Raw genomic sequence first — 23,870 nt, forward strand, 5'->3', positions numbered from 1 at the left:
TCGCTTCAGAGAGATTTAAGGATTTTCCCCTCTTCCTTTAATGCACCCAGCGTCAGGATCATCCGCGTCGGCATCCCCCGCGATCGGAGTAATCCATGGCCCGCAACCGTCTTCGCCTCGCCATCTACGGGACAGCGGCGTTACTCACCGTAGCCGGAGGCGCGGTAGCGGCGGTCGCGGCGACGGCCCCGGCGGCCGGCGCCGGCGCACTCACCGCCACGTTCAGCAAGGACTCCGACTGGGGTTCCGGCTACCAGGCCCGGTACACGATCAGCAATTCCGGCGGCGCGGCCGTCTCCGGCTGGCAGCTGAGCTTCACCCTGCCGGCGAGCGCCAAGCTCGGCAGCTTCTGGGACGCGGCCGTCACCACCTCGGGCGCGACCTCGACGGCCCGCGACCGCGGCTACAACGCCTCGATCCCGGCGGGGGCGACCGCCGAGTTCGGCTTCATCGTGGCCGGCAGCGGCGCGCCGGTGAGCTGCACCATCAACGGCGTCTCCTGCGCGGGCGGCGGTACGGCCCCCACCACCGCACCGACCAAGCCCCCGGTCACCGCGCCGACCAAGCCGCCCACGACTGCGCCCACCACCGCACCGACCACCGCACCGACCACCGCGCCGACCACCAAGGCGCCCACCACCGCGCCGCCTGCCCCTTCCGGTGGGCGGGTGCTCGTGGCGCCCTACGTCGACATGGGCCTGCTCTCCAACGGCGGCACCACGCTGGCCCAGCTCGCCGCGAGCGGGAACGTGAAGTCGTACACGCTGGCCTTCGTCACCAGCGCCGGCTGCAAGGCCAGCTGGTTCAACGCCTTCGACCCGCGCGCCCGACAGTTCGGCGACCAGATCGCGGCACTGCGCGCGGCCGGCGGCGACGTCAAGGTCTCCTTCGGCGGCGCGACCGGCATCGAGCTCGCCCAGGCCTGCACCGACGTGCGGGCGCTGCAGGCCGAGTACCAGGCGGTCGTGTCGGCGTACGACCTCAAGTACATCGACCTCGACATCGAGGGCGCGGCCGTGGCCGACCCCACCACGATCGCCCGCCGCTCGACCGCGCTGGCCGCCCTGCAGCGGGCCAACCCGGGCCTGAAGATCTCGCTGACCCTGCCGGTGCTGCCCGAGGGCCTCACCGCCGACGGCCTCGGCGTGGTCAAGTCGGCCAAGAACGCCGGCGTCGACCTCGACCTGGTCAACATCATGGCGATGGACTACGGCCGGTCCGCGCAGGACTACGGCGACCTGGCCATCCAGGCCGTGAAGTCGACCAAGGACCAGCTCAAGGCGATCTACGGCGGCAGCGACGCGGCAGCGTTCAAGATGGTCGGCGTCACCCCGATGCTCGGCCGCAACGACGACAACGGCACGTTCAGCCAGAGCGACGCCCGCGACCTGGTCGCCTTCGCCAACAGCAACCACCTCGGGTTCGTGTCCTTCTGGGAGACCAACCGCGACCGCAACGCCTGCACCGGGGCGCTCTTCCAGTGCACGAACGTGGCGCAGGCCCCGTTCGAGTTCAGCAAGATCTTCGCCAACTTCCAGGGCTGACCGCCCCCGTCCCCGGCAGGGCCTCCCCGGGTCCTGCACCTGTCGCGCGGCGTCGAGAGCCCCCACTCTCGGCGCCGCGCCCCTGTCCGGGCCACGGGATGGCGCGGTGAGGTCGGCTCGATACGGCTCAAATCCGGTCGCCCGAGAGGGATGGGGCCGGCGCGGCTTGGCGTGACGCGGCTTGGCGTGACGCAGCTTGGCGTGACGCGGCTCAACGCGACGCGGCGTGGCGCGACTCAACGCGGCGTGGCGTGGCGCGGCCCGAGGCGGCGCGGCGCAGCGCGGCCCGACGCGGCTCAGGGCGGCGCGGCTCAGGGCGGCGCGGCTCAGGCGGCGCGGCTCCGATCCGGCTGCTCGGCGCGGCCCGGATCAGCTTCCGGTCGCCCGGTCCCTGGTTGGACCGGCTCCGCGCGGTTCGGCCCGACTGAGATCCGGTCGGCTGGCGCGCCCGGCGCGGCCCGGCACGGGCTGACCCAGCCCGACGCGGCAGGCGCGGCCCGGCACGGGCTGGCCCAGCCCGACGCGCCCGGTGCGGCCCGGCACGGGCTGGCCCAGCCCGACGCGGCAGGCGCGGCCCGACGCGGCAGGCCCGGCCCGACGCGGCCTCAATCAACTCCGGTCGCCCGGTCGGGTCGGCTCGGCCCACCCGGCCCGGCGCGGCTGCTCAGGCGAAGCCGCGGCCGGCCTCGGCCAGCGCCCGGTCCACCAGCTCGGCCAGGGACGTGTCGGCCGGCGCGTCGAGCCAGATGTGCAACGCCACCCGCAGCGACGCCATGAAGGTGGCGGCCGCCAGCTTCGCGCGTACCCCCGAGGGGTCGGGCTCGGTCATCCGGGCCGTGACCGCCGCCGCCAGCTCGCGCTCCACCGCCGCGAAGGTGTTGAGCTGCTGCGCCAGCAGCGCGGGCTGGCTGCGCAGCAGCCGGGTCTGGGCCACCCAGGCCGGGTCGAGCCGGCCCACCTGCCGGTAGAACTCGCGGGCCGCCTCGGTCAGCGCCTCCCACGGCCGTTCGCCGGTGGGCCGGGCCCGCACCATGCCGATCAGCGCGCTGATCCGCTGGTGGTCGCCATAGAGCAGGGCCTCTTCCTTGTTGGCGAAGTAATTGGAGAACGTGCGCCGGGAGACCCCGGCCTCGTCGGCGACGGCCTCCACCGTGATCTTGTCTGCGCCGTGCGCGATCGCCAGGCGCACCGCGGCCTCGTGCAGCGCCTGGCGGGTCGCGGCCTTCTTGCGTTCCCGCAGGCCCAGCTCGGCGGTCGTGGTGCTCATACCGCTGAGCCTAGCGAGGTGTGATTCAGTTCCCAACGGGCAAACTTGCGCAGTGGGCAACTTGAGCCGATAGTTGTATGCGGCAACCATTTGGAGGAGGTGGCACATGGTCGACGACGCCGGACCCGCGTCACGCCGGGAGCTGCTCACCGGCGTGCGGGACCTGCTCAAGGCCGTACGCCTGTTCAAGAGCGACCTGCCCACCGGGCACGAGGCCGTACCCACCGGCACGCTCGGCGTGCTTGCGACGATCAGCACCATCGGCGGTGAGCCGATCGGCGGCTGCCACCTCAAGGACCTCGCCGCCCGCTGCGCCCTCGATCCGTCGACGGTCAGCCGGGCCGTCGCCGCGCTGGTCCGCTCCGGCCTGGTCGCCCGCACCGCCGACCCGTACGACGGCCGCGCCAGCGTGCTGACCGTCACGCCGCAGGGCGGGCAGACCCTCGACGACTTCCACCGCCTGGCCGACGAACGCCTCGCCGACGCCCTCCGCGGGTGGAGCGCCGAGGACGTCGACGCCTTCTCCGCGATGCTGCGGCGCTTCGCCACCGACCTGATGACCCGTACCGACCGAACCCTGGAGGCCGCGCGATGAGCGCACCCACCACCACGCGCGCCGAACCCGGCGCGATGAGCCACCGGCAGATCCTCGAGGCCCTCAGCGGCCTGCTGCTGGTGCTGTTCGTCGCGATGTCCAGCGCCACCATAGTCTCCACCGCGCTGCCGAAGATCATCGGTTCGCTGAACGGCAGCCAGACGCAGTACACCTGGGTCGTCACGGCCACCCTGCTCACCGCCACCGCGAGCACCCCGATCTGGGGCAAGCTGTCCGACCTGTTCAGCAAGAAGCTGCTGATCCAGGTGGCCATCGTGGTGTTCGTCCTCGGCTCGATCGTGGCCGGCCTGGCCCAGAGCGCCGGGCAGCTCATCGCGGCCCGCGCCTTCCAGGGCATCGGCGTCGGCGGCCTGCAGGCGCTGGTCCAGGTGGCCATCGCGGCGATGATCCCGCCCCGCGAGCGCGGCCGCTACAACGGCTACCTCGGCGGCGTCATGGCGCTCGCGACGGTCGGCGGCCCGCTGCTCGGCGGCCTCATCGTGGACACCCCCTGGCTGGGCTGGCGGTGGTGCTTCTTCATCGGCGCGCCGATCGCCGCCATCGCCCTGGTCGTGCTGCAGCGCACCCTGCACCTGGTGACCATCCGCCGGACCGACGTGAAGATCGACTACGCGGGCGCCGCGCTCATCGCGGCCGGGGTGAGCGTGCTGCTGATCTGGGTGTCGTTCGTGGACAGCTCGTTCGCGTGGGTGTCCTGGCAGTCCGCCGCCATGGTCGGCGCGGGCCTGCTGCTGCTCGCGGCGGCGGTCTGGGTCGAGTCCCGCGCGGCCGAGCCGGTGGTGCCCCTGCAGATCGTCCGGCAGCGCACCACGGCCCTGTCGATCCTGGCCAGCCTCGCGGTCGGCATGGCGATGTTCGGCGGCTCGGTCTTCCTGGGCCAGTACTTCCAGATCGGCCGCGGCTACAGCCCGACCGAGGCCGGCCTGCTGACCATCCCGCTGATGGCCGGCGTGCTGGTGTCCTCGACGATCTCCGGCCGGATGATCAGCAACTCCGGCAAGATCAAGCCCTACATCGTGGCGGGCACGGTGGTGCTGGTGGCCGGCTTCGCGGCCCTCTCGGTGATCGACCACCAGACCCCGCTCTGGTACGTCGGCATCGGCATGGCCCTGGTCGGCATCGGCGTCGGCATGTCGATGCAGAACCTGGTGCTCGCGGTGCAGAACTCGGTCGAACTCAAGGACATCGGCGCGGCCAGCTCGACGGTGGCGTTCTTCCGCTCACTGGGCGGCACGATCGGCGTCTCGGTGCTCGGCGCGGTCCTCGCCCACCGCGTGACCGACTCGATCACCACCCAGCTCGCGGCGGCCGGCGTCCCGGCGACCAGCGGAGGCGGCACCAGCAGCCTGAACCTGGCCGAACTCCCGCCGGCGATGCAGAACATCATCCGCGCGGCGTACGGCGACGCGACCGGGCACATCTTCCTGATCTCGGCGGGCATCGCGGTGGTCGGCGTGATCGCGGCGCTGCTGTTCCGCCAGATCACGCTGCGCACGACGATCGACCTGGCCAAGGCCATGCCGGAGAACGACGGCGACGCGGCTGCGGTGCCGGCCGCGGCGGTCAGCCGGTAGGTGGGTTGGGGTGGGGACGGCGCCCGGGTTGTCCGGGCGCCGTTCGCTTTTGGGTGGCGGGTTCGGGAGTGGACTTCCGGAGGCTCTTCTCGGGGTCGTCCTGGTCAGCCGCCTGTCCGGGCTGATGCGGGACCGTCTGGCTCGCTGGGCGCTTCTCGGCCGTCACCGTGATCTTGCCGGCCGGCCGACATCATCGCCGGACCTTGGGGAATCCTCCTCCGCACGCTATCCACAGCCACGCTGTCCACGGCCTCGCCGTCCACAACCGGGGGCTCCACAGCAGCGCCGTTCACAACCCCTCGCCGTCCACATCCGTGCGGTCCTCAGCGGTGGCGTCCACAGCTGTGCAATCCATAGCAGCGCCGTCCACAACCCCGCCGTCCACAGCCTGGCTGTCCACAACCGGGCCGTTCACAACTGGGCCGTTCACAACCCTGCGCTGTCCACACCCGCGCTGTCCACAACCCGCCTGTCCACAACCCGCCCTGTCCACAACCAGGGCTTTTCCACAGCCGGGGTCCACCTACACAGATCGCTTGCACAGCTTGACTGCGGCCCCTTAATGCCGCCGCTCACAACATCGACGGCCCTGAACAGACCGCTGCGGCCCGACCCGCCGCTCACGAAACCGACCACCGTCATGTGGCCGAAGCCCTCCGCATGAGCGTGCTGCGAGCCCTGCCAATCTGCTCGGCGAAGCCGTGGCCGCCCACAGCCCCAACCGCCATCCGCGCCCGAGCAACCATCCACAGCCGGACCGCCAGGTCCCCAGCAACCCCGACCGCCGACCGCCCGACCACCGCGACTCCAGCGACGCCGCCCCGACGCCTCGACTCGCGACCCCCGACCCCCGACCCCCGACGCCTCGACGCCAACGGCCGACGCCGCGGCCCGCGACCCCCGACCGCGACCCCCGACCCGCGACGCCCGACCCCGCGACGCCCGGCCCTCGAACCCCGACCCCGACCCGCGACGTCCGACCCCGCGACGCCCGGCTCCCGGCTCCCCACGCCACGCCACGCCACGCCACGCCACGCCACGCCACGCCACGCCACGCCACGCCACGCCACGCCACGCCACGCCCCAACGATGATCAGGCCGCGACCGCAGCCTCAGCCAACTGCTCAGAAGTAGGCCGCAACCGAGGCGCACCCAACGCCATCACGATGTTCACCGCCGCGAACACCGCCGCGATCATCAACCCCCGCTCGAAGCCGCCCACCAGCGCCTCCTGCTGCCCGGCCCCGCCGCTGACCAGCCCCTCCACATGCGACGTGGCCAACGTCGTGATCGCCGCCAGGCCCAGTGCCCCGCCGACCTGGTACCCGGCGTTCACCACCCCGGACGCCGCCCCCGCCTGGTCGTGCGAGACGTCCGCGACCGCCGCGATCGAGGCCGGGGTGCCCACCGCGATGATGCCCATGCCGAACAGCACGAGGCCGGGCAGGATCGTCAGGGCGTACGAGCCGGTGGCGTCCGCGCCGGACAGCAGCACGAGGCCCAGCACGCTGAGCGCCGCGCCGCCGAACTGGACCGGCTTGGTGCCGAAGCGGGTCACCAGTTGCGAGGCGATCACCGCGCTGGCGATCGCGGCGATGCCCATCGGCAGGAACTGCAGGCCCGTCTCCAGCGCCGTCAGGCCGCGGACCTGCTGCAGGAAGATCGCGGTCAGGAAGAACATCGCCAGGAACGCCGCGCCGTTGAGGGCCAGCGCCACGATCGACGTGCTGAGGCCGCGGGAGCGGAACAGGCTCAGCGGCACCAGCGGGGCGGCGGATCGAGACTCCACCCGGACGAACGCCGCGAGCAGGGCCACGCCGCCGGCCAGCAGGGCGATCACCTCGACGGACGACCAGCCCAGCGGTTCGGCGCGGATCACGCCGAGCACGATCGCCAGCAGGCCGGCCGTGCTGAGCAGGGCGCCCGCGACGTCGAAGGTGCGCGTACCGGTGGGGGTGATCTTGGATTCTCCGACGAACAGCGGCACGATCGCGGCCAGCACCAGCGCGATCGGCACGTTCACCAGGAAGACCCAGCGCCAGCTCAGCGAGTCGACCAGCAGGCCGCCGGCGATCACCCCCAGGGTGCCGCCGAGCCCGGCCAGGCCGCCCCAGACGCCCATCGCGATGTTGCGTTCGCGGCCGTGCTTGAACGTCACCGTGAGGATCGCGAACGCGGCCGGCGACAGCAGCGCGCCGCTGAGGCCCTGGATCGCGCGCATGACGACGAGCTGCTCCGGGTTCTGCGCGAGCCCGGCGATCAGCGAGGTCAGGCCGAACAGCACCAGGCCCACGACGAAGACCCGGCGGCGGCCGAGCAGGTCGGCCGCGCGGCCGCCGAGGAGCAGAAAGCCCCCGAAGAGCAGGGTGTACGCGCTGACGACCCACTGCAGCCCGGACGCCGAGAAGCCCAGGTCCCGTTGGATGTCGGGCAGCGCCACGTTCACGATCGTCACGTCCAGCACGACCATGAACTGGGCGACCGCGATGACGGCCAGGGTCGACCACGGATTGCGTTGCATCGGTTCTCACCTCCACCGAGCGCCGCACTGTGCGGCGTACATGTACACCGTAGATGTACGCCGTATAGGTACGTCAAGGGGTCGCCTGGATCGAACGGTGTGACGGAGAACGCGCTGGGCTCAGCCGCGGCGCAGGCCGTGCAGGCCCCCGACCAGGAGGTCCAGGTTCAGCGAGAAGTAGTCGTCCTCGTCGCGGCAGACCACCAGCGCGGGCGCAGCGGCGATCACGTTGGGGTAGCGGCCCGGCGGCAGCGACTCGAGCCGGGCCCGCTTGTCCCGCAGCGCCTGCTCACGCTCCTCGCCCGTGGGCGGGGGCCCGGGAACGGCGTCGGCCACGGCCAGCGTGATGATCGAGCAGATCAGGAAGGTGCCGACCTCCGCCGCCTGCGCGGGCGCGAAGCCACCCCGGCGCAGCAGCCCGAGGACCCGCTCGGCGATCAGCAGCCCCGACTCGGCGGCGAGGATGCGGCGCATCGCGAGACCGGCCAGCGCCGGGTGCGGGCGGATCGCCGCCAGGAACGCGTCCAGGATCTCGCGCAGCTCCTGGTCCCACGGCGCGTCGCCCGGCTCGGGCAGCTGCACCGCCTCGATCAGGTGCTCGGCCAGGCCGTCGAGCAGGCTGTCCTTGTCGTTGAAGTGCCAGTACATGGCCATCGGGGTGACGCCGTGCTCCTGCGCGAGCCGGCGGATGGTGACGGCGTCCAGCCCTTCGGCATCGGCCAGGGCGACCGCGCTGACGATGATCGCTTCCCGGCTCAGCCGTCCCCGGGTCGCCTCGTTCCGCTTGGCCATCCCATAACTGTACGACGTACATGGGGGTGACCCCGCGGTGGTGGCGAGCTGGATCACGTCTGCGACGCTGGGACCGACACTTACTCACGGCTAGCCTTTGAGAGCGGAGCGCAATGCTCCGTACACCCGGAAAGGTTCTGTCATTTCTCTTCAGCCGGGCTCCCCGACGTCGATGAGGTTCCCTGACCGGAATGGGGTGAGCTTGATGGACGGACGCGGGGAAGAAGCGGTGCGGCTGTCGGCCGCCCTGACCGAGATCGAGGACCAGTACCTCTGGGACGCCGACGCCTCCCTGGCGGCGGCCATCGAGAGCGAGGAGCAGGCTCTCGCCCTCGGCGACGAGCGGCTCGTCTTCCGCGCGCGGCTCTGCCAGGCCAACATGCTCATGCGCAAGGGTGAGGTCGCCGCCGCCGCGCGCCGGATCTGGAAGATCCACCAGTGGGCCACCGACCACAACGACCAGGTCGTGCTGGCCCGCACCCACCTGGTCTGGGCCAACATCCACCGGCACCTGGGCGACGCCGCGCAGTGCCTGGAGCACTCCGTGCTGGCCGTCGAGCTGCTCGACGAGCGGGCCACCGGGCACATGCACGTGTGGCACCGCGCCAAGCTGGCCGACGCCCTCGGGCTGGCCGGCTCCATGGATGCGGCCCGGCAGCGCTACGCGCAGACCGAGGAGCTGGCCATCGAGCTGCGCCACCCGCGGCTGCTCATGGGCATGCTGAACAACTACGCCTACACCGAACACGCGGCCGGCGAGAACGGCCGGGCCCAGCAGGTCGCGCGCCGGCTCCAGCAGGTCGCCGAGCTGCACGGCTTCCGGCTCGACCCCGCGGTGCTGGACACCATCGGCGTGATCGAGATCGAGAACGGCAACTACCTGGCGGCCGAGCAGACCCTGCGCGAGGCGGTCCGCCGCCACCACGAGGGCAACTACGAGGACGCCGACGCGCTGGCCGAGTACATGTTGACGCTGGCCCGGGCGCAGCGCTTCCTGCGCGCCACCGACCGGGCGCAGGTCAGCCTGGACCAGTCCCGCACCCTCTGCGTGGAGCGCGGTCTCGGCGACGTGCTGGTCCGGGTGCACCAGGAGCAGGCCGAGCTGCACGCGGCGCGGGGTGAGTTCGCCGAGGCTTTCGCCGTACACAAGATCTTCTTCTCCGCCCACAACGCGTTGCACTCCTCGCAGCGCGAGGCCCAGGCCCGCACCCGGCAGGCCATGTTCGAGACGACCGAGGCCCGGCAGGAGGCCGAGCGGTTCCGCGAGCAGGCCCGCCGCGACCCGCTGACCGGGCTGCGCAACCGGCGCTACCTGGACGAGGAACTGCCCGGCCTGATCGAGACGGGCGGCCCGTTGACCGTGGCGATCGTCGACCTGGACCACTTCAAGCGGGTCAACGACCAGCTGTCGCACGACGTGGGCGACCAGGTGCTGGTGCTGGTCGCGAAGCTGCTGGAGACCGAGCTCGCGGCGGTCTCGCCGGAAGGCTTCGTGGCCCGGATGGGCGGCGAGGAGTTCCTGATGGTGCTGCCCGGCACCGAGGTTCCCGAGGCGGCCGGCCGGCTGGACGACATCCGCCGGACGGTCGGCTACTACGACTGGGCCGGGCTGACCCGCGGCGTGCCCGTCACGGTGAGCATCGGCGTGGCCGGCCTCCGTGAAGCGCCGGCACCCACCCAGGCCAGCCTGCTGTCCACAGCCGACCGACACCTGTACGTCGCCAAGCACGCCGGACGGGACCGGGTCGTCTCCGCGGCCCCGCACGAGGCCCGGCACCAGTCCTACCGCAACAGCGCGTCCGCCGCCTGAGGTACCGTCCGCCGATGTTCGAAGTGCCTCCCATCGGCAGAGTCGAATCCCCGCTGACCGACCCGGCGTCGGCACCGAAGCAGGGCGACGAAGGCGCACCCGAGGCCTGGCTGATCTTCGAGGCGCACGTCGCCGCCGGCCTGCGCGACATCGAGCCGGGCGCCGAACTCCTGCTCATCACCTGGCTTGACCGCGCCGACCGCGACGTCCTCACGGTCCACCCCCGCGGCGACCACACCCGCCCCCCGACCGGCGTGTTCAGCACCCGCTCACCGGACCGTCCCAACCCCCTCGGCCTGCACCGGATCACGGTGCGGTCGGTGGAGGGCCTGCGCCTGCGCGTCGCCGACCTGGAAGCCGTGAACGGCACCCCGATCATCGACGTCAAACCGGTCCTGCCCACCCAGGCCGAACGCTGACGGCCGCATCGTCGGCTGGGGCCGGGCGGTCCACTGCGGCTGCGGTTCCGGTACGCCGCATGGCGACGCCCGCCCCAGCCGGAGCACTCTGCGTCAGCCGGGGGTGGTTGCGTGGCTAACGCGGGGTAGTTGCGGCGAGATACCGCTGGGCGTGGGCGGGATGCCATGGCGCGTGAACGGGATGCCGCAGCACGTAGGCCGAAGTCTGTGCGGCGGGGGTCAGGAGCTGCGGGGCGTGGGTCGGATGCCGCAGGGCTTGGGCTGGCATCCCGCGGGGCGGGGGTCGGGATGCCGCGGAACGTAGGCCGGACGCCCACAGCACGTGAGCCGAGCACCTGGGAGTGGGCCGAACGCCTGGGGGCGTGGGCCGGACGCCGGCGGCGCGGGCCGAACGCCGGCGGCGCGGGCCGAGCGCCTGGGGGCGTGGGCCGAACGCGCGGCGCAGGCCGGGAGGTCGGGGGCGCGGGCCAGACGCGGGCGGCGCGGGTTCGGGCGGCGCGGGTTCGGGCAGCGCGGGTTCGGGCGGCGCGGGCCGGACGCCGGCGGCGCGGGCGGGGCGCCGCAGGTCCCCGGCAGGATGCCGCTGCACGTAGGCAGGTTGCCGCGCTCGGACGCCATGGGGGCTGACTACGCCGCGGTGTGACCATCCGCGCGAATCTTGGATAGTGCGGGCCATTTTTGGAGCCCTGGTGCCACAAGATTCAGCCCAGGATGGCCCCTGAGGCGATTGGCCCACTCGAGCAAGGCAGAAATGCCCGTCATAACCGGAATGGCGGGGACGTTCACCGAGCGACCGGGCACCCGAGCGACCGGACGACCGGGCACCCGGGCGACCGGGCACCCGAGCGACCGGACGACCGGGCACCCGAGCGACCGCGCGACCGACCTGGAGGAGCGAGAGGCCGCGCAGAGGCGCGAGGCGTCGCAAGACCGCAAGACGACGCGGGAGCGCCAGTCAATCCACAAGTGCGAAGGCGGAGCCGCCATGACCCGGACCGGCCGGAAGGTCACCCAGCCACGAGGATGCCCCACAGCAGGGATCAAGCCTGACCGCCCGAAGTGGGGCATCCCCGCCCCCAAGCCCCACCATGCATCCAGCCCGAACCGACTAGAGCAAAGCACGAAGCTCGCAATCGGCGGGAGCGACGGTCAGCACCATGCACCCACGCACGACATGCCCTTCAAGAATTTGATCTTGATCGGAGCAACCCCCGAACCGGCCGAGCGATCCGGCACGGGGGAACCGGACCGCCCGGCCGGAGTCGGGCGGCGCGCCCTGCGGCGCGCGCGTGGAGCGGCGCCCGCCGGCGTCGCTCCTCGGGGTGAAATTGTCAGGGCCGCAGCCGCGGTCGCTTCCGCAGCGGCGGGTGGGGCAGCCGGCCGGCCCGGACCAGCACCTGGCGGCGTGATCCTTCCCGGCCGGCCTGGTCGATCACCAGGCCTTCGACCTCGAGCCAGGTGTCGCCCTCGTACGGGATCGGCCGGGTCCATTCGACCCGCTCGACCCGCAGCGTCAGCGGGCCGATGCCGTAGCAGTAGTCGGTCTCCGCGAAGACGTGCACCGGCCAGCGCGGGACGCTCAACTGGATGCGTCCGCTGCGGATGATCGGGGCGGCCAGGGCCCAGGCCTTGCGGCCGGGCGCCGTCCCGGTGCGCCGTCGGCGCGCGCAGTGGACGTGTTCAGTGACTCGCGTCGGGATCACCGCCGTCGTTCGGGTGGGGCTCGGCCGGGGGGAACCTGTCGGGGCGGGTCAGGGGGTGGCGGACGCCGCCGAACCGGTGTGACACGGCGGTGGCTCGCGTGGAGGCCGCCTGCATGCCGCCGGTCAGCGGTTCGTCGCGGTAGACCATCGCGGGGTTGCCGCGCCGGGCTTCGGCGCCGTCGGTTTCGGACGGGTCCGGCTGCTGCGGGCCGGCGTTCGGGACCGTCATGCTTTTTCCTCCCGCTCGGACGCCCCCGCGAGGGAGCTTCGCGTTGAGCGGCACCGCAGTCGCGGAGGCGTTTCCGCGACCGACCCGTCACTCAAAGATGTCACCCTCCGTGACCCACCTACGGTGGGGCTCGTGCGTTATCATGCTCACAATCATGTGAGAACGCAAGGCCAGATGCACGTGCATTTGCACAGCAAGTAGCCGGCGTGACACACAGAGCCGGTCCCCGGACCGGTCAAACCGTTAGGGAGCAAGTAATGACGCGCATTGTTAACGGCATGCCCGCCGGGCAGCTGGAGGGCGTGACCTGGCAAAAGAGCGGTCGGAGCAACCCCAGCGGCAACTGCGTCGAGTGCGCCGCACTCCCGGACGGCAGCGTCGCCATGCGGAACTCACGCGACCCGGAAGGAGCGGCTTTGATCTACACGCCGGCCGAGATCGAGGCGTTCCTCGGCGGCGTCCGCGACGGGGACTTCGACAACCTGCTCCGCTGAGTCACCCCGCAGGGTGATTGACAGAGAGTGAAAGCGCCACGACCCAGGGGTCAGGACAGCCGGCCCACCTCGTGGAGCAGCTTGCCCAGGATCTCCTGGGTGTGGTTCGGCGGCTCGGCATCGATGCAGACGCGTTCCATCGCGATCGCGTAGTGGTCGACGTCGTCCCGCTTCTCCAGATAGATGGCGCTCGTGAGCTGCTCGACGTAGACCACGTCGGGCAGCTCCGGCTCCGGGAACCGCAGGATGGCGAACGGCCCGCCGGCCGCGGCGTGCCCGCCGGCGTGGAACGGGATGATCTGCAGCCGGACGTTCGGCTTCTTGGCCGCCTCGATCAGCGCCTCGATCTGCGCCCGCATGACCTCGGGGCCGCCGATGGGCCGGCGCAGCACGGCCTCGTCGATCACGGCCCACAGCTGGGGCGGCTCGATCCGGTCGAGGATCTGCTGGCGCTGGCGGCACAGCTCGACGCGGCGGTCGATCTCGTCGGCGGTCGCGCCCGCGTGGCCGAGCAGGATGACGGCCCGGGCGTACTCCGGCGTCTGCAGCAGGCCGGGAACGAACTGGATCTCGTACGTGCGGATCAGCGAGGCCGCGGCCTCCAGCCCCAGGTAGGACTGGAACCAGGGCGGCAGGATGTCTCCGTAGTGGTGCCACCAGCCGGGGTTGTTGGCCTGGCGGGCCAGCCCGAGCAGCGCCTCACGCTCGGCGTCGTTGGCGACGCCGTACATGCTGAGCAGGTCGGCGACGTCGCGCTCCTTGAAGCTGACGCGGCCGAGCTCCATCCGGCTGATCTTCGAGCCCGATGCCCGGATCTCGTAGCCCGCGTCTTCCCGGCTGATGCCCTTGCCCTCACGCAGCCGTCTCAGCTGGGCACCGAGCAGGATGCGCAGCACGGTGGGACCGCTGTTCGGCGGCTCCTCCTGCGTACCCGCGCTCACCGGACTCCCATCGATCGTCCTTGGAGATGCAACTTGCAGCCCCTTCGCCCCAGAGCATCCTAAGGGTGTGATCGTTCGGCGAGAAACCGATCGATCGGTCACCCTTACGGGCGCGCACACGCCAGATGCACGTGCAGACGGCCTTGCGGACGCACTTGATCCAGAGCATGATAGCTGACAGGCGGTTACTTGGCTGCTGACACAGCGTGTTGAAAAGTCTGTCCTCTTTGGGGAGTCGGACCGATCGAAATGCTGGTGACGACCGAGTCGAACGCCCCGGTGTCCGCCCGACGACCGAGTCCCGGAAACAGGAGGCTCTCGAATGTCGACCCCGTCCATAGCCCCGCCCCAGCGCGACCCGGCCGATGTCGCACCGGCCGACAGCTACCACAAGGCTGACCCGGTCTGGGTCTACCGCGATGGCTGGCGGGCCGGCGTGATCGAGGCCGCCTCACCCCGGGCGGTCACGGTGACCTACCGTCCCGGATCCCACCGGGGCACCGGCGTGGACACCTTCACCGCCCCCTACGTGACCTCGCGAGCGGACGAGGACCCGGCGCTCGACCGGCGCAGCAGCGGACCGCTGATGACCCGGCGCCCCCGCATCGGCACCGACGGCGCGGCCGCCATGGGTGGCCTGGCCTCGTGACCGGTGCTGTTCTCCTGGCCGCGGTGATAGGGCTGGTCAGCCTGCTCGCCGGGGTCGCCCTGGGCTGGTATCTGCGCCGGTCCAACGACTGGTGCGCGCACTGCGGCGACCAGCTGAGCTGCGACGGCTGCGGTAGCAAGGCCGCCTGGCCCAAGCGCCGGCCCGGGGCCGAGCTGAGCTTCCGGCCCGGGCCCTGATCAGACGGCCGCGGTGACCTCCACCTCGAGCACCGCTCCCGGCAGGAAGAGCCGGCTCACGTCGACCGTCGTGCTCGCCGGCGGCGGCCCGGGGAAGATGCGGCGCCGCACGACCGCATAGCCGGCCGGCTGGGAAAGATCGGTTCAGGAAGGTCCGCACGTGCAGCACGTCGGCGAAGCCGGCGCCGTGCGCGGCCAGCAGCTCACGGCTTCGCCTCCGGGACGATCGTGCCGAGGTCGGCGTCCTGATCGGGTGCCCCCCGCAACACCTCGGCGGCGGCCCGCACCATGGGCGCCGCGACGTGGCTCAGCACCAGCTCGAGATCCTTGGCCGCCAGGGCGACAGGGAAGGCCGCGCCGGCGGCGGTCGCCCGGGTGACCGCACCGCCGAGCGCTCCCTGCCCCACCACCGACAGCGCCGTCTCGACATCCACGCCGACGGCGCGGGCGACGGCCACCGTGTCGGCGAGCGCAGCGAGCCCGGTGACCAGGGCCGTGTTGGCCACCAGCTTCAGCGCGGCGCCGCTGCCCAGCTCGCCGCAGCGGCGCACGGTGCCCAGCGCCTCCAGCACCGGCAGCGCCCGCGTCACGTCGCCGCCGGCCAGCACGGTCAGCCGGCCCGACTCCGCGGCCGCGACGCTACCCAGGACGGGCGCGTCCACCAGCGTCACCCCATCGGGCACCGTCAGCCCGCGGACCGCCGCCGGCCCGATGGTCGACATCTCGACCAGGACGCTGCCGGGACGCGGAGCCGCAGCGGCCAGCACCGCGCGGACCGCCTCGGTGTCCGTGAGCATCGTGATGACCACCTCGGCATCCGGTACGGCCGGCGTCGGCGCGGCGCGGGCGCCGGCCGCCACGAGCGGCGCCGTCTTGGCGGCCGTACGGTTCCAGACGGTCACCTGATGTCCGGTGGCGAGCAGGCGGCGCGTGATGGCCGCGCCCATCCGGCCGGTGCCGAGAACGGCGATCGATGTCATGCCGACGACGCTAACCAGCCCCCAGCCATGCCACCAACGACTGTTCCGCATCACTGCCATGCCCATCTAGCATGGCAGCGTGCAGACCCAGAGCCTCGAGGTATTCGTGGCGGTCGCCCGCGGCACGTCGTTCACCCGGGCCGCGCGCTCGCTGGGCTACACCCAGTCGGCCGTCTCCCGGCAGATCGCCGTCCTGGAGAAGGACCTCGGCGCCGCCCTCTTCGACCGGCTGTCGCGCGGTGTCGAGCTGACCGCGCAGGGCCGCGCGCTGCTGCCGCACGCCGAGGCGATGCTCGACCGGTGGCACTCGGCGCAGCGGGACATCGGCGCGCTGCGCGACCTCGGCGGCGGGCGGCTGCGGGTGGGCGCCTTTCCCACGGCGGTCGCTGCGCTGGTGCCGCGGGCCCTGGCCGCTTTCCGCTCGGCGTACCCGCAAGCGGAACTGTCCCTGGTGGAGGGCCTGACCCCGGCCCTGCTGGACCGGCTCGCCGCGGGCGAGGCCGACCTCGCCGTGGTCAGCGCCCCGCCGGACCGGCCGCTGGACGCGGCCCGCTTCGAGCTGCACCACCTGCTCGACGAGCGGCTGCTGGTCGCCGTCCCGCCCGGGCACCCGCTGGCCGGCCGGCCCACCGTGCGGCTCGCCGACCTGGCCGGCGACCCGTTCATCGCCGGCTCCGCGACCGCCGAGGAGACCCTGCTGCGGGCCACGCTGCCGAGCGGGTTCCGGCCCCGGATCGACATCGTGGCCGCCGAGTGGACGGGCAAGCTGGGCTGCGTCGCCGCCGGGCTCGGGGTCGCGCTGGTCCCGGCCCTCGCGGTCCGCGCCACCCCGGCCGACGTGGTGCTGCTCCGGTTGCATCCGGACGACGCCTCGGTGCGCCGGGTGTTCGCCGCCACCGCCCGGCGTCCGGCGCCCGGCGTCGTCCACATGCTCGCGTTGCTGCGCGGGATTGCCGCGACCCTGCAGGGGCAGGAGGAGGCGGGGACGGGGAGGGTGGGCGCGTGAGCACGTTCATGCTGATCTGGGACGCCAGCGAAGCCGGTTATCCACCGGCCAACCTCGCCGCGGACATCGCCGCCACGGCCGCCGGCGGGCTGGTCCGGGGCCGGTGGAGCTTCGGCTCGCGACGCGGCGGCACGGCGCCCGGCGACCGGGTCTTCCTGCTGCGCCAGCGCCGCGACCGCGGCATCGTCGCGAGCGGCACCCTGGCCGACGGGGAGATCTTCGCCGCCGCGCACTGGCAGGGCCATCCGGCGAAGCGGACGTACTACGCCGACGTGCTGTGGGAGCGGGTGGTCGCGGTGGCCGACCGGCTGCCGTTCGAGGAGTTGGCGCACCAGGTTCCCGGGCACGACTGGCGCCACATCTACGGCTCCGGCCAGCGGGTGCACCCGCCGGCGGACGTCGCCCTGGAGCGCCGCTGGGCCGGGCACCTCGCCGGTCTGCGCCCGTGATCCGGCCTCTCGGACGACCGGGGCGCAGCCGCGGCGATGTTACGTTTGGCCGGTGATGACAGCGCCGGAACACATGCCGGTCGATGCCGGGCAGTGCGCCCGCGGCGACGCGGCGCTGGCGCGGGCGTTCCAGTTCCTCGGTAAGCGCTGGAACGCCGCCGTGCTCGGCAGCCTCTCCGCGGGCCCGGCCGGCTTCCGCGAGCTGTCGCGCAGCATCGAGGGGATCAGCGACTCGGTGCTGTCCAACCGGCTGGTCTCGCTGGCCGAGACGGGGCTGATCAGCCGTACGGTCGACGCCGGGCCCCCGGTGACCGTGGCGTACGCGCTGACCGACCGCGGCCGCGCGCTGATGCCGGCGCTCGAGCAGATCTCCCGCTGGGCCGACGAGCACCTGCCCTGCTGAGGATCCACCCTGTTGCGAAGCTCACTTCCCATCCACTTTGCAACTCGAAGCCGCTAGCGTTTTAGAAGTGAATACTGAAGCAGAAGCCAGCGTCACCCGCCTGCCCCGCCTCGACGAGGCCGGGCGGGCGCTGTTGTTCACCGAGGCCCGCACCGCGAACACCTTCGCCGCCACGCCGGTGACCGATGCGGAGCTCAGCGCCGTCTGGGAGCTGGCCAAGTGGCCGCCGACGGCCGCCAACACCCAGCCGCTGCGGGTGCTCTACGTGCGGACGCCCGAGGCCAAGGAGCGGCTGGTCTCGTTCATGAACGAGGGCAACCGGGCCAAGACCGCCGCCGCCCCGGTCACCGCCGTCCTCGCCGTCGACACCGACTTCCACGAGCACGTGCCGGAGATCTTCCCGATCAACCCGGCGCTGCGGGACGTCCTGGCGGACGCGCCGCAGATGCGCGACGGGATGGGCCGGTTCAGCGCCGGGCTGCAGATCGGCTACTTCCTGCTCGCGGTACGGGCGGAAGGCCTGGTCGCGGGTCCGATGGCGGGCTTCGACGGCGAGGCGATCGACAAGGAGTTCTTCCCCGACGGCCGGTTCAAGTCGCTGCTCGTGGTCAACATCGGCCACCCGGGCGAGAATCCCTGGTTCCCCCGCCTGCCCCGGCTCTCGCACGACGACACGGTCGTCTGGGCCTGAGGTGTTTCGGCCTCCGCTCGGCGGGTAGCTGAGACCGTCGGCTCCCCGCGGCGGAGGTGGTCAGGGTGCGCGATCCCGCATTCGAGGCAATCGTGGCGCGGCTGTGCGCCGACGACCCGGAGTTCGCCCGCCGGATGAGCGAGCCGGGCGGACCACCCTCGAAGAAGCGGATGGTCCTCGCGGTTCTGCTGTGGACGATCGCGCCGGTGTGCGTGTTCCTCGGCGGCGCGACCGGTGTGCTGATGGCCGTCGTCGCCGTGGCGTACGCCGCGTACCTCAGGTGGTCCGGTTCGTTGTTCGTCGCGGCCGGGTCACGCACGACCCTGCCGCGACGCCGCCGGCCGGGCGCCTCACTCTGACCCGACCTGGAGGCACCGCGATGACCGACCCCGGCACCGACCGCGAGGACCTGCGCCCGGACACCCGCGAGGAAGCGGCCGAGATCGTCACCAGCAATCCCGCCCTGAACACCGCGACGGACACCGCAACGCCGGACGACGACGCCGCGACGGACGACGACGCCCGCACGCCGGACTCGGCCACGGCCGGCGAGACCCGCGACTGAACCGCGGGCCGGCCTCAGCGCCAGCGGTCGCCGGTGAGCCGCTCGTAGACCTCCACGTAACGGTTGCGGGTGGCCTCGACCACGGCGTCGGGGATCTCGGGCCCCGGCGCCGTCCGGTCCCAGTCGGTCAGCGAGGACGACCAGTCGCGCAGGAACTGCTTGTCGAGATAGCGCTGGGCGCCGCCGGGCTGCCACTCGTCGGCGGCCCAGAATCGCGACGAGTCCGGCGTCAGCAGTTCGTCGCCGAGCTTCAGCGACCCGCCGGCGAAACCGAGCTCGATCTTGGTGTCGGCGATGATGATGCCCCGGTCGGCGGCGATCTCGGACCCGCGCCGGTACACCTCCAGGGTGATCCGGCGCAGCTCGGCGGCCACGTCGGCGCCGACCGAGGTCTCGACGTCGGCGTACGTGATGGACTCGTCGTGACCCTCGCCCGGCGCCACCTTGGTGGTGGGGGTGAACACGGGCTCGGGCAGCCGGGAGCCCTCGATCAGCCCGTCCGGCAGCGCCACGCCGGAGACGGCGCCGTCCTTCTCGTACGCCTTCAGACCGGAACCGGCGAGATAGCCGCGGGCGATGCACTCGACCATGACCATCTCGAGCCGCTCGCAGCGCACCGCCCGGCCGGCCCACTCGGCGGGCACGTCGGTGGCGGAGATGATGTGGTTCGGCACCACGTCGGCCAGCCGGTCGAACCACCACAGCGAGAGCTGCGTGAGGATCTTGCCCTTGTCGGGGATCGCGGTCGGCAGCACGACGTCGTAGATCGAGATCCGGTCAGAGGCGACCAGCAGGATGTCGTCGCCGTCGGCGTAGACATCCCGCACCTTGCCCGAGTGCAACAGCTCCACGAGTTCCCCTCACCGCGCCCGACCCGACACCGGTCACGCTATCGGACCGGCGCGGCGGCCCGGCCGCGGTCCCGGCTCCAGCGCTCAGGGCACAGACCGCTGCGGCGCAGCGCCCCGAGCGCGCTCTCCACGGCGTACACGCCCAGCATGCCGGCCAGCCCGGCCACGGCCGGCTGCGCGAGGTCGACCCAGGTCAGCTCCATCCCCGCTCATTCGGTCGGGGCCCGGCGGGGTTGAGCGGAAACCCCGGCGGGTTTCGAAGAACCGGCTTCCGGTCAAAGCAGGGGCCATGCCCTCCCTCCCCTCGCAGGCCCGCGGCGCGGCGTCGCGCACCGCCGACAGCAGCTGGCTCGAACACCTCACCCGCGGGGGGCTCGTCGGGTACGGCGTCATCCACCTGCTGTTCGCCTGGCTCATCCTGCAGATCGCCTTCGACGGCTCCGGCACCGACGGCGACCAGTCCGGCGCCCTGCACGAGCTCGCGGAGAAGCCGTTCGGCACGTTCCTCATCGTGGTGATCGTCATCGGCCTGATCGCCATGACCCTCTGGCAGGTGCTCGAGGCCGCCGTCGGCCACCGCGCGGAGCGCGGCCGGCACCGCCTGTACGAGCGCCTCGCCTCCGCCGGCCGGGCGCTGTTCTACACCTACTTCGCCTGGACCGGCATCAAGGTGCTGCGCGGCAAGAGCGCGTCCAGCGCCGACACGCAGCAGCAGGCCAGCGAGGATCTGATGGTCTCCACCGGCGGGCGGATCACGGTCGGGCTCGCCGGCCTCGTGATCGCGGCGATCGGGGTCGGCCTGGTGATCTACGGGGTGCTGAAGAAGTTCGAGAAGCACCTGCGGACCAGCCGGATGAGCGCCGACATGCGCCGGCTCAGCCGCCGGCTGGGCGTCGCCGGCTACGCCGCCAAGGGCGCCGCGTACGGGATCGCCGGCATCCTGTTCCTGGTGGCGGCCGTCCGGTACGACCCCGACAAGGCCCGCGGCCTGGACGCCACGCTGAACGTGCTGTCCGAGCAGAGCTACGGCCGCTGGCTGCTGGCGCTGACGGCGCTCGGCATCGCCGCATACGGGCTCTTCTCGATCGTGCAGTCCCGCTACCGCAAGGTCTGACCCCGAACGGGCGTTTCGCCTGTCACCGCGGCCGGACCAGTGGCAGGATGCTCGCGTGTCCGCGTCTGTCCGGCAGATCATTCTCAAGCTGCACAGTCGCTGCAACTTGTCCTGTACGTACTGCTACGTCTACCACAGCGTCGACGAGACCTGGAAACGCCAGCCCAAGACGCTGACCGCCGACACCCGGCGCCGGGTGGCGGAGCGGATCGGCGAGCACACCCGCCGCCACCGGCCGGCGTCGCTGTCGGTGGTCCTGCACGGCGGCGAGCCGCTCCTGGCGGGACCCGAGCAGGTGGCCGCGGTGCTGGCCGCGGTCCGCGACGCGGCCGACCCCGGCACCCGGCTGCGCTTCGGGGTGCAGACCAACGGCATGCTGCTCGACCAGCGCTTCCTGGACATCTTCCACGAGTACGGCGTGCGCGTCGGCGTGAGCCTCGACGGCGGGCGGGCAGCCAACGACCGGCACCGCACGTACGCCGGGGGCGGCGGCTCGTACGACCGCGCCGCCGCGGGCCTGCGCCTGCTGGCCCGGCCGGAGCATCGCGCGATCTACAGCGGCGTGTTGTGCACGATCGACGTCCGCAACGATCCGGTCCGGGTCTACGAGGACCTGCTCGCGTTCGATCCGCCCGCGATCGACCTGCTGCTGCCGCACGGGAACTGGACCAACCCGCCGCCCCGCCCGCCCGGCGGCATGCCGTACGCGGACTGGCTGATCGCCGTCTTCGACGCCTGGTACGCCGCGCCGGTCGCCCGCACCCGGATCCGCCTGTTCGAGTCGATGATGATGCGCCTGCTCGGCGGGCGCAGCGACACCGAGGCGATCGGCGGCGACCAGCCGGGCATCGTGGTGATCGAGACCGACGGCACGTACGAGGACACGGACTCGCTGAAGGTCACCGCCGACGGCGCGGCGGCCACCGGGCTGGACGTGATGACCCACTCGCTCGACGACGTGCTGGCCCGCCTGGACCGGCCCCCGGCGCTGAGCGCACAGTGCCTGGCCTGTCCGGTGCTGCGTACCTGCGGCGGGGGCCTGCGCGCGCACCGCTTCAAGGACGGCTCGTTCGAGCATCCGTCCGCCTACTGTGCGGATCTGTTCGCGGTGATCCGCCACATCGAGCGGCGGATGGCCGCGGACCTGGTGGCGGCCGGATGATCACCGACCACTACGTGCTGACCGCGGCCCAGTTCGACGGCCTGGCCGCTGGGTACGGAACCCCGGACGCCCTCGCCATGCTCCGGCAGGGGCAGCTGGCCAAGCGCAAGATCCTGCTCCAGGGCGTGCTGGCCGCGTACCCGGGTCCGGCGGTGGATCTGCTGCTGCGGGCCGAGGAGGCGGACGCCGCGGTCACCGGCGAGGTGCTGCGCCACCCGCACGTCGACGCCTGGGCCGCGCAGGCCCTGCGGCACGGCACCGCCTTCGGCTACCTGGCGCAGCTGGCGGCGGCCGCGGCGGTACGGGCGGGACTGTCGTTCGCCATCGACGCTCCAGTGAGCCACGGGTGGGCGTACCTGCCCGGGCTGGGTGCCGTACCGGCGGACGGCGGGACCGTCACGGTGACGCCGGCGGTTCTCGGCGCCGACGGCTGGGAGCCGTTGCGCAGCGTGGAGTTGGAACCCGGCTACGCGGTGGCGATCGAGGACCTGGAGCCCTTCCGGGACACGTATCACTGGCGGCCGGCGCCTCGCCTGGACGCCGCCGCGTTCGCCCACGCCGCCGCGCTGCTGCGCGACGCCTGGCAGATCCTGACCCGGCGGCACCCGGAGCACGCCGCCGCCATGCGGGTGCTGCTGCGATCCGTGGTGCCGCTGCTGCGCCCGGAGTCCGGGGCGAGCGTGAGCGCGGCGTCCCGCCAGGCCTCGGGCTCGGTGGCGGTGGTGATCACCGACACCGCCGAGGAGCTGAGCCTGCTGCTGCTGCACGAGTTCATGCACATGAAGCTCGATGCGCTGCGGGACCTCGTCGATCTGCACGCCTCGGGGGCCGCCGGCCGGTTCCTGGCCCCGTGGCGGATGGACCCGCGCCCGGTCGGCCCGTTGTTCCAGGGCGTGTACGCCCACACCGGCGTCACGGACTACTGGCGGGCCCGCCGGGGCGAGCCGGACGCGCCGGCGGTGGCCGAGCTGGAGTTCGCGTACTGGCGCCGGCAGAGCGCGATAGCCGCCGAGTCGCTGGCGGAGTCCGGGGAGCTGACCACCGAGGGCGAGCGATTCGTGCGCGGCCTGCGCGAGACCCTGGGCCGGTGGGAGCGGGAGGCGGTCGCGCCGGACGTGGCGGACAAGGCCGACGCGATGGTCCTCGCGCAGACCGTGCGGTGGCGGCTGCGCAACTGGCGGCCGTCGCGGACCGAGCTCGCCGAAATGACGGGGGCTTGGCAAGCCGGCAGCACACCTGTCGCTCGAAAATCGGGTGTGCTCCGTACGGACGCCGACGGCGAACCGTCGGGCATGCCGGGGCTCGTCGGACTGATCAGGTCGAGCCGGGTCTCGACGCCCGAGACCGCGGACAAGGCCGCCGCGGCCCTGCTGGCCGGACACCCGCGCGAGGCTTGCTCCGCGTACACCCTGCGGGTGACAACCGGCCACCCCGATGACGACTCGCTGATCGGGTGGGCGGTCGCCGCCGCGGCGGTCGACCCGGATCTGGCCGTGGCGCTCCGCATGCGACCTGACCTGGCGCAAGAGGCGCTGCGTTCGATCCGCGACACAGATCAGTGCGACTTCTTGCGATGCCTGGGCCGATCTTTGCGCATGATCTAGTATTGAGGCGGCGACGCCCCCGATCCTGGAGCGCCCCGGGCGGCTGGCTATTGTTCAGAAGCCATAATCAGCCCTAGGCACGAGAAGGTACCCGCATGGGCCACGCAAGCAGTGTCGACGCGGTTGACGTCGAGACTCAGCTTCTCGACGTCGCGGACGCCTCCCTCCAGAAGCTGACCTCGCTGCGGAAGACCGCTGCCGACAGTGCGCTCGAGCGTGTGCTGGCAATGCTGCTCGCCGGGGACGAGGGCGACGCGGTGTCGCCTTTCACATCGTATCTTCCCTGAAG

The 23,870-nt window shown here is 72.3% G+C and carries 27 protein-coding genes; 18 read left to right on the forward strand and 9 right to left on the reverse strand.

Annotation, left to right across the window (positions count from 1 at the left end; translation table 11 throughout):
- The first annotated feature begins 95 nt into the window (after positions 1–95).
- Positions 96–1,544, forward strand: coding sequence for a cellulose binding domain-containing protein (locus Ani05nite_RS15370; protein WP_203768928.1), 1,449 nt, complete (start codon positions 96–98; stop codon positions 1,542–1,544).
- 664 nt (positions 1,545–2,208) lie between these two features.
- Here Ani05nite_RS15370 and Ani05nite_RS15375 read toward each other — a convergent pair.
- Positions 2,209–2,811, reverse strand: coding sequence for a TetR/AcrR family transcriptional regulator (locus Ani05nite_RS15375; RefSeq protein ID WP_203768930.1), 603 nt, complete (start codon positions 2,809–2,811; stop codon positions 2,209–2,211).
- Between the two features lie 106 nt (positions 2,812–2,917).
- On the opposite strand from Ani05nite_RS15375, the gene Ani05nite_RS15380 reads away from it, so the two are divergent.
- A complete protein-coding gene (locus tag Ani05nite_RS15380; RefSeq protein ID WP_203768932.1) occupies positions 2,918–3,406 on the forward strand; it encodes a MarR family winged helix-turn-helix transcriptional regulator in 489 nt (162 codons plus the stop codon).
- Positions 3,403–5,001, forward strand: coding sequence for an MDR family MFS transporter (locus Ani05nite_RS15385; protein ID WP_203768934.1), 1,599 nt, complete (start codon positions 3,403–3,405; stop codon positions 4,999–5,001). The genes Ani05nite_RS15380 and Ani05nite_RS15385 overlap by 4 nt, the downstream gene beginning before the upstream one ends.
- A gap of 1,093 nt (positions 5,002–6,094) precedes the next feature.
- Here the strand turns inward: Ani05nite_RS15385 and Ani05nite_RS15390 are convergent.
- Together Ani05nite_RS15390 and Ani05nite_RS15395 are read right to left on the reverse strand one after the other, a co-directional pair.
- The gene (locus Ani05nite_RS15390) at positions 6,095–7,522 is read right to left on the reverse strand and encodes a DHA2 family efflux MFS transporter permease subunit (RefSeq protein WP_203768936.1); all 1,428 of its coding nucleotides are present in this window, start codon (positions 7,520–7,522) and stop codon (positions 6,095–6,097) included.
- A 120-nt stretch (positions 7,523–7,642) separates the two neighbouring features.
- Complete coding sequence (locus tag Ani05nite_RS15395) at positions 7,643–8,314, reverse strand: TetR/AcrR family transcriptional regulator (protein WP_203768938.1); 672 nt, start codon at positions 8,312–8,314, stop codon at positions 7,643–7,645.
- 205 nt (positions 8,315–8,519) lie between these two features.
- On the opposite strand from Ani05nite_RS15395, the gene Ani05nite_RS15400 reads away from it, so the two are divergent.
- Positions 8,520–10,124, forward strand: coding sequence for a GGDEF domain-containing protein (locus Ani05nite_RS15400; protein ID WP_203768940.1), 1,605 nt, complete (start codon positions 8,520–8,522; stop codon positions 10,122–10,124).
- A gap of 14 nt (positions 10,125–10,138) precedes the next feature.
- Positions 10,139–10,543, forward strand: coding sequence for a tRNA (N6-threonylcarbamoyladenosine(37)-N6)-methyltransferase TrmO (gene tsaA, locus Ani05nite_RS15405; protein ID WP_203768941.1), 405 nt, complete (start codon positions 10,139–10,141; stop codon positions 10,541–10,543).
- Between the two features lie 1,331 nt (positions 10,544–11,874).
- Here tsaA and Ani05nite_RS15410 read toward each other — a convergent pair.
- Positions 11,875–12,246 carry a hypothetical protein gene (locus tag Ani05nite_RS15410; protein ID WP_239130002.1) on the reverse strand — a complete coding sequence of 124 codons (372 nt, stop codon included), beginning with the start codon at positions 12,244–12,246 and terminating at the stop codon, positions 11,875–11,877.
- Positions 12,224–12,475, reverse strand: a complete 252-nt coding sequence (locus Ani05nite_RS15415) for a hypothetical protein (protein WP_203768942.1) — start codon at positions 12,473–12,475, stop codon at positions 12,224–12,226. The genes Ani05nite_RS15410 and Ani05nite_RS15415 overlap by 23 nt, the downstream gene beginning before the upstream one ends.
- Positions 12,476–12,732: 257 nt before the next feature.
- On the opposite strand from Ani05nite_RS15415, the gene Ani05nite_RS15420 reads away from it, so the two are divergent.
- Entirely contained in the window at positions 12,733–12,969 is a 237-nt protein-coding gene (locus tag Ani05nite_RS15420; protein ID WP_203768943.1) for a DUF397 domain-containing protein, read from the forward strand.
- A gap of 50 nt (positions 12,970–13,019) precedes the next feature.
- Here Ani05nite_RS15420 and Ani05nite_RS15425 read toward each other — a convergent pair whose 3' ends face one another.
- Complete coding sequence (locus Ani05nite_RS15425; protein WP_203768944.1) at positions 13,020–13,910, reverse strand: Sco1979 family transcriptional regulator; 891 nt, start codon at positions 13,908–13,910, stop codon at positions 13,020–13,022.
- A 322-nt stretch (positions 13,911–14,232) separates the two neighbouring features.
- On the opposite strand from Ani05nite_RS15425, the gene Ani05nite_RS15430 reads away from it, so the two are divergent.
- Positions 14,233–14,559, forward strand: coding sequence for a hypothetical protein (locus Ani05nite_RS15430; protein WP_203768945.1), 327 nt, complete (start codon positions 14,233–14,235; stop codon positions 14,557–14,559).
- Positions 14,556–14,756, forward strand: coding sequence for a hypothetical protein (locus Ani05nite_RS15435; RefSeq protein ID WP_203768946.1), 201 nt, complete (start codon positions 14,556–14,558; stop codon positions 14,754–14,756). Before Ani05nite_RS15430 ends, Ani05nite_RS15435 begins: the two co-directional genes overlap by 4 nt.
- Before the next feature lie 203 nt (positions 14,757–14,959).
- On the opposite strand, the gene Ani05nite_RS15440 is transcribed toward Ani05nite_RS15435, so the two are convergent.
- The gene (locus Ani05nite_RS15440; RefSeq protein ID WP_203768948.1) at positions 14,960–15,736 is read right to left on the reverse strand and encodes an NAD(P)-dependent oxidoreductase; all 777 of its coding nucleotides are present in this window, start codon (positions 15,734–15,736) and stop codon (positions 14,960–14,962) included.
- A gap of 79 nt (positions 15,737–15,815) precedes the next feature.
- Between Ani05nite_RS15440 and Ani05nite_RS15445 the strand changes: the two genes are divergently transcribed.
- The 6 genes from Ani05nite_RS15445 to Ani05nite_RS15470 all read left to right on the forward strand — a co-directional run bounded on the left by Ani05nite_RS15445 (position 15,816) and on the right by Ani05nite_RS15470 (position 18,850).
- Positions 15,816–16,742 (forward strand): LysR family transcriptional regulator, encoded by a 927-nt coding sequence (locus tag Ani05nite_RS15445; RefSeq protein WP_203768950.1) that lies wholly within the window; start codon positions 15,816–15,818, stop codon positions 16,740–16,742.
- Positions 16,739–17,191 carry a hypothetical protein gene (locus tag Ani05nite_RS15450; RefSeq protein WP_203768952.1) on the forward strand — a complete coding sequence of 151 codons (453 nt, stop codon included), beginning with the start codon at positions 16,739–16,741 and terminating at the stop codon, positions 17,189–17,191. The genes Ani05nite_RS15445 and Ani05nite_RS15450 overlap by 4 nt, the downstream gene beginning before the upstream one ends.
- Before the next feature lie 55 nt (positions 17,192–17,246).
- Positions 17,247–17,594, forward strand: coding sequence for a winged helix-turn-helix transcriptional regulator (locus tag Ani05nite_RS15455; RefSeq protein WP_239130036.1), 348 nt, complete (start codon positions 17,247–17,249; stop codon positions 17,592–17,594).
- 67 nt (positions 17,595–17,661) lie between these two features.
- Positions 17,662–18,285: a malonic semialdehyde reductase gene (locus Ani05nite_RS15460; RefSeq protein ID WP_203768954.1), complete on the forward strand. Its 624-nt coding sequence runs from the start codon at positions 17,662–17,664 to the stop codon at positions 18,283–18,285.
- 65 nt (positions 18,286–18,350) lie between these two features.
- On the forward strand, positions 18,351–18,644 hold the full coding sequence (locus Ani05nite_RS15465; protein WP_203768956.1) for a DUF3040 domain-containing protein: 294 nt from the start codon (positions 18,351–18,353) through the stop codon (positions 18,642–18,644).
- A gap of 20 nt (positions 18,645–18,664) precedes the next feature.
- Entirely contained in the window at positions 18,665–18,850 is a 186-nt protein-coding gene (locus Ani05nite_RS15470; protein WP_203768958.1) for a hypothetical protein, read from the forward strand.
- 14 nt (positions 18,851–18,864) lie between these two features.
- On the opposite strand, the gene Ani05nite_RS15475 is transcribed toward Ani05nite_RS15470, so the two are convergent.
- Together Ani05nite_RS15475 and Ani05nite_RS15480 are read right to left on the reverse strand one after the other, a co-directional pair.
- Positions 18,865–19,701: a phosphoribosylaminoimidazolesuccinocarboxamide synthase gene (locus tag Ani05nite_RS15475; protein ID WP_203768960.1), complete on the reverse strand. Its 837-nt coding sequence runs from the start codon at positions 19,699–19,701 to the stop codon at positions 18,865–18,867.
- A gap of 38 nt (positions 19,702–19,739) precedes the next feature.
- Positions 19,740–19,904: a hypothetical protein gene (locus Ani05nite_RS15480; protein ID WP_203768962.1), complete on the reverse strand. Its 165-nt coding sequence runs from the start codon at positions 19,902–19,904 to the stop codon at positions 19,740–19,742.
- Positions 19,905–19,990: 86 nt separating this feature from the next.
- Between Ani05nite_RS15480 and Ani05nite_RS15485 the strand changes: the two genes are divergently transcribed.
- From Ani05nite_RS15485 to Ani05nite_RS15500, 4 genes are all read left to right on the forward strand, one after another.
- Positions 19,991–20,815, forward strand: a complete 825-nt coding sequence (locus Ani05nite_RS15485; protein ID WP_203768965.1) for a DUF1206 domain-containing protein — start codon at positions 19,991–19,993, stop codon at positions 20,813–20,815.
- A 55-nt stretch (positions 20,816–20,870) separates the two neighbouring features.
- Positions 20,871–21,977 carry an FxsB family cyclophane-forming radical SAM/SPASM peptide maturase gene (locus Ani05nite_RS15490; protein WP_203768967.1) on the forward strand — a complete coding sequence of 369 codons (1,107 nt, stop codon included), beginning with the start codon at positions 20,871–20,873 and terminating at the stop codon, positions 21,975–21,977.
- Positions 21,974–23,581 carry an aKG-HExxH-type peptide beta-hydroxylase gene (locus tag Ani05nite_RS15495; protein ID WP_203768969.1) on the forward strand — a complete coding sequence of 536 codons (1,608 nt, stop codon included), beginning with the start codon at positions 21,974–21,976 and terminating at the stop codon, positions 23,579–23,581. Before Ani05nite_RS15490 ends, Ani05nite_RS15495 begins: the two co-directional genes overlap by 4 nt.
- A gap of 95 nt (positions 23,582–23,676) precedes the next feature.
- Positions 23,677–23,868, forward strand: coding sequence for an FxSxx-COOH-like cyclophane-containing RiPP peptide (locus Ani05nite_RS15500; protein ID WP_203768971.1), 192 nt, complete (start codon positions 23,677–23,679; stop codon positions 23,866–23,868).
- The last annotated feature ends 2 nt before the right edge of the window (positions 23,869–23,870 follow it).

Source organism: Actinoplanes nipponensis (assembly GCF_016862275.1).
In the GTDB taxonomy this organism is placed as follows: domain Bacteria; phylum Actinomycetota; class Actinomycetes; order Mycobacteriales; family Micromonosporaceae; genus Actinoplanes; species Actinoplanes nipponensis.

Bases quoted from the DNA above. Each gene is read 5' to 3' on its own strand.
- Ani05nite_RS15370 (WP_203768928.1), top strand. From the start codon at position 96: ATGGCCCGCAACCGTCTTCGCCTCGCCATCTACGGGACAGCGGCGTTA.
- Ani05nite_RS15375 (WP_203768930.1), bottom strand. From the start codon at position 2,811: ATGAGCACCACGACCGCCGAGCTGGGCCTGCGGGAACGCAAGAAGGCC.
- Ani05nite_RS15380 (WP_203768932.1), top strand. From the start codon at position 2,918: ATGGTCGACGACGCCGGACCCGCGTCACGCCGGGAGCTGCTCACCGGC.
- Ani05nite_RS15385 (WP_203768934.1), top strand. From the start codon at position 3,403: ATGAGCGCACCCACCACCACGCGCGCCGAACCCGGCGCGATGAGCCAC.
- Ani05nite_RS15390 (WP_203768936.1), bottom strand. From the start codon at position 7,522: ATGCAACGCAATCCGTGGTCGACCCTGGCCGTCATCGCGGTCGCCCAG.
- Ani05nite_RS15395 (WP_203768938.1), bottom strand. From the start codon at position 8,314: ATGGCCAAGCGGAACGAGGCGACCCGGGGACGGCTGAGCCGGGAAGCG.
- Ani05nite_RS15400 (WP_203768940.1), top strand. From the start codon at position 8,520: ATGGACGGACGCGGGGAAGAAGCGGTGCGGCTGTCGGCCGCCCTGACC.
- tsaA (WP_203768941.1), top strand. From the start codon at position 10,139: ATGTTCGAAGTGCCTCCCATCGGCAGAGTCGAATCCCCGCTGACCGAC.
- Ani05nite_RS15415 (WP_203768942.1), bottom strand. From the start codon at position 12,475: ATGACGGTCCCGAACGCCGGCCCGCAGCAGCCGGACCCGTCCGAAACC.
- Ani05nite_RS15420 (WP_203768943.1), top strand. From the start codon at position 12,733: ATGACGCGCATTGTTAACGGCATGCCCGCCGGGCAGCTGGAGGGCGTG.
- Ani05nite_RS15430 (WP_203768945.1), top strand. From the start codon at position 14,233: ATGTCGACCCCGTCCATAGCCCCGCCCCAGCGCGACCCGGCCGATGTC.
- Ani05nite_RS15440 (WP_203768948.1), bottom strand. From the start codon at position 15,736: ATGACATCGATCGCCGTTCTCGGCACCGGCCGGATGGGCGCGGCCATC.
- Ani05nite_RS15455 (WP_239130036.1), top strand. From the start codon at position 17,247: ATGACAGCGCCGGAACACATGCCGGTCGATGCCGGGCAGTGCGCCCGC.
- Ani05nite_RS15470 (WP_203768958.1), top strand. From the start codon at position 18,665: ATGACCGACCCCGGCACCGACCGCGAGGACCTGCGCCCGGACACCCGC.
- Ani05nite_RS15480 (WP_203768962.1), bottom strand. From the start codon at position 19,904: ATGGAGCTGACCTGGGTCGACCTCGCGCAGCCGGCCGTGGCCGGGCTG.
- Ani05nite_RS15485 (WP_203768965.1), top strand. From the start codon at position 19,991: ATGCCCTCCCTCCCCTCGCAGGCCCGCGGCGCGGCGTCGCGCACCGCC.
- Ani05nite_RS15495 (WP_203768969.1), top strand. From the start codon at position 21,974: ATGATCACCGACCACTACGTGCTGACCGCGGCCCAGTTCGACGGCCTG.
- Ani05nite_RS15500 (WP_203768971.1), top strand. From the start codon at position 23,677: ATGGGCCACGCAAGCAGTGTCGACGCGGTTGACGTCGAGACTCAGCTT.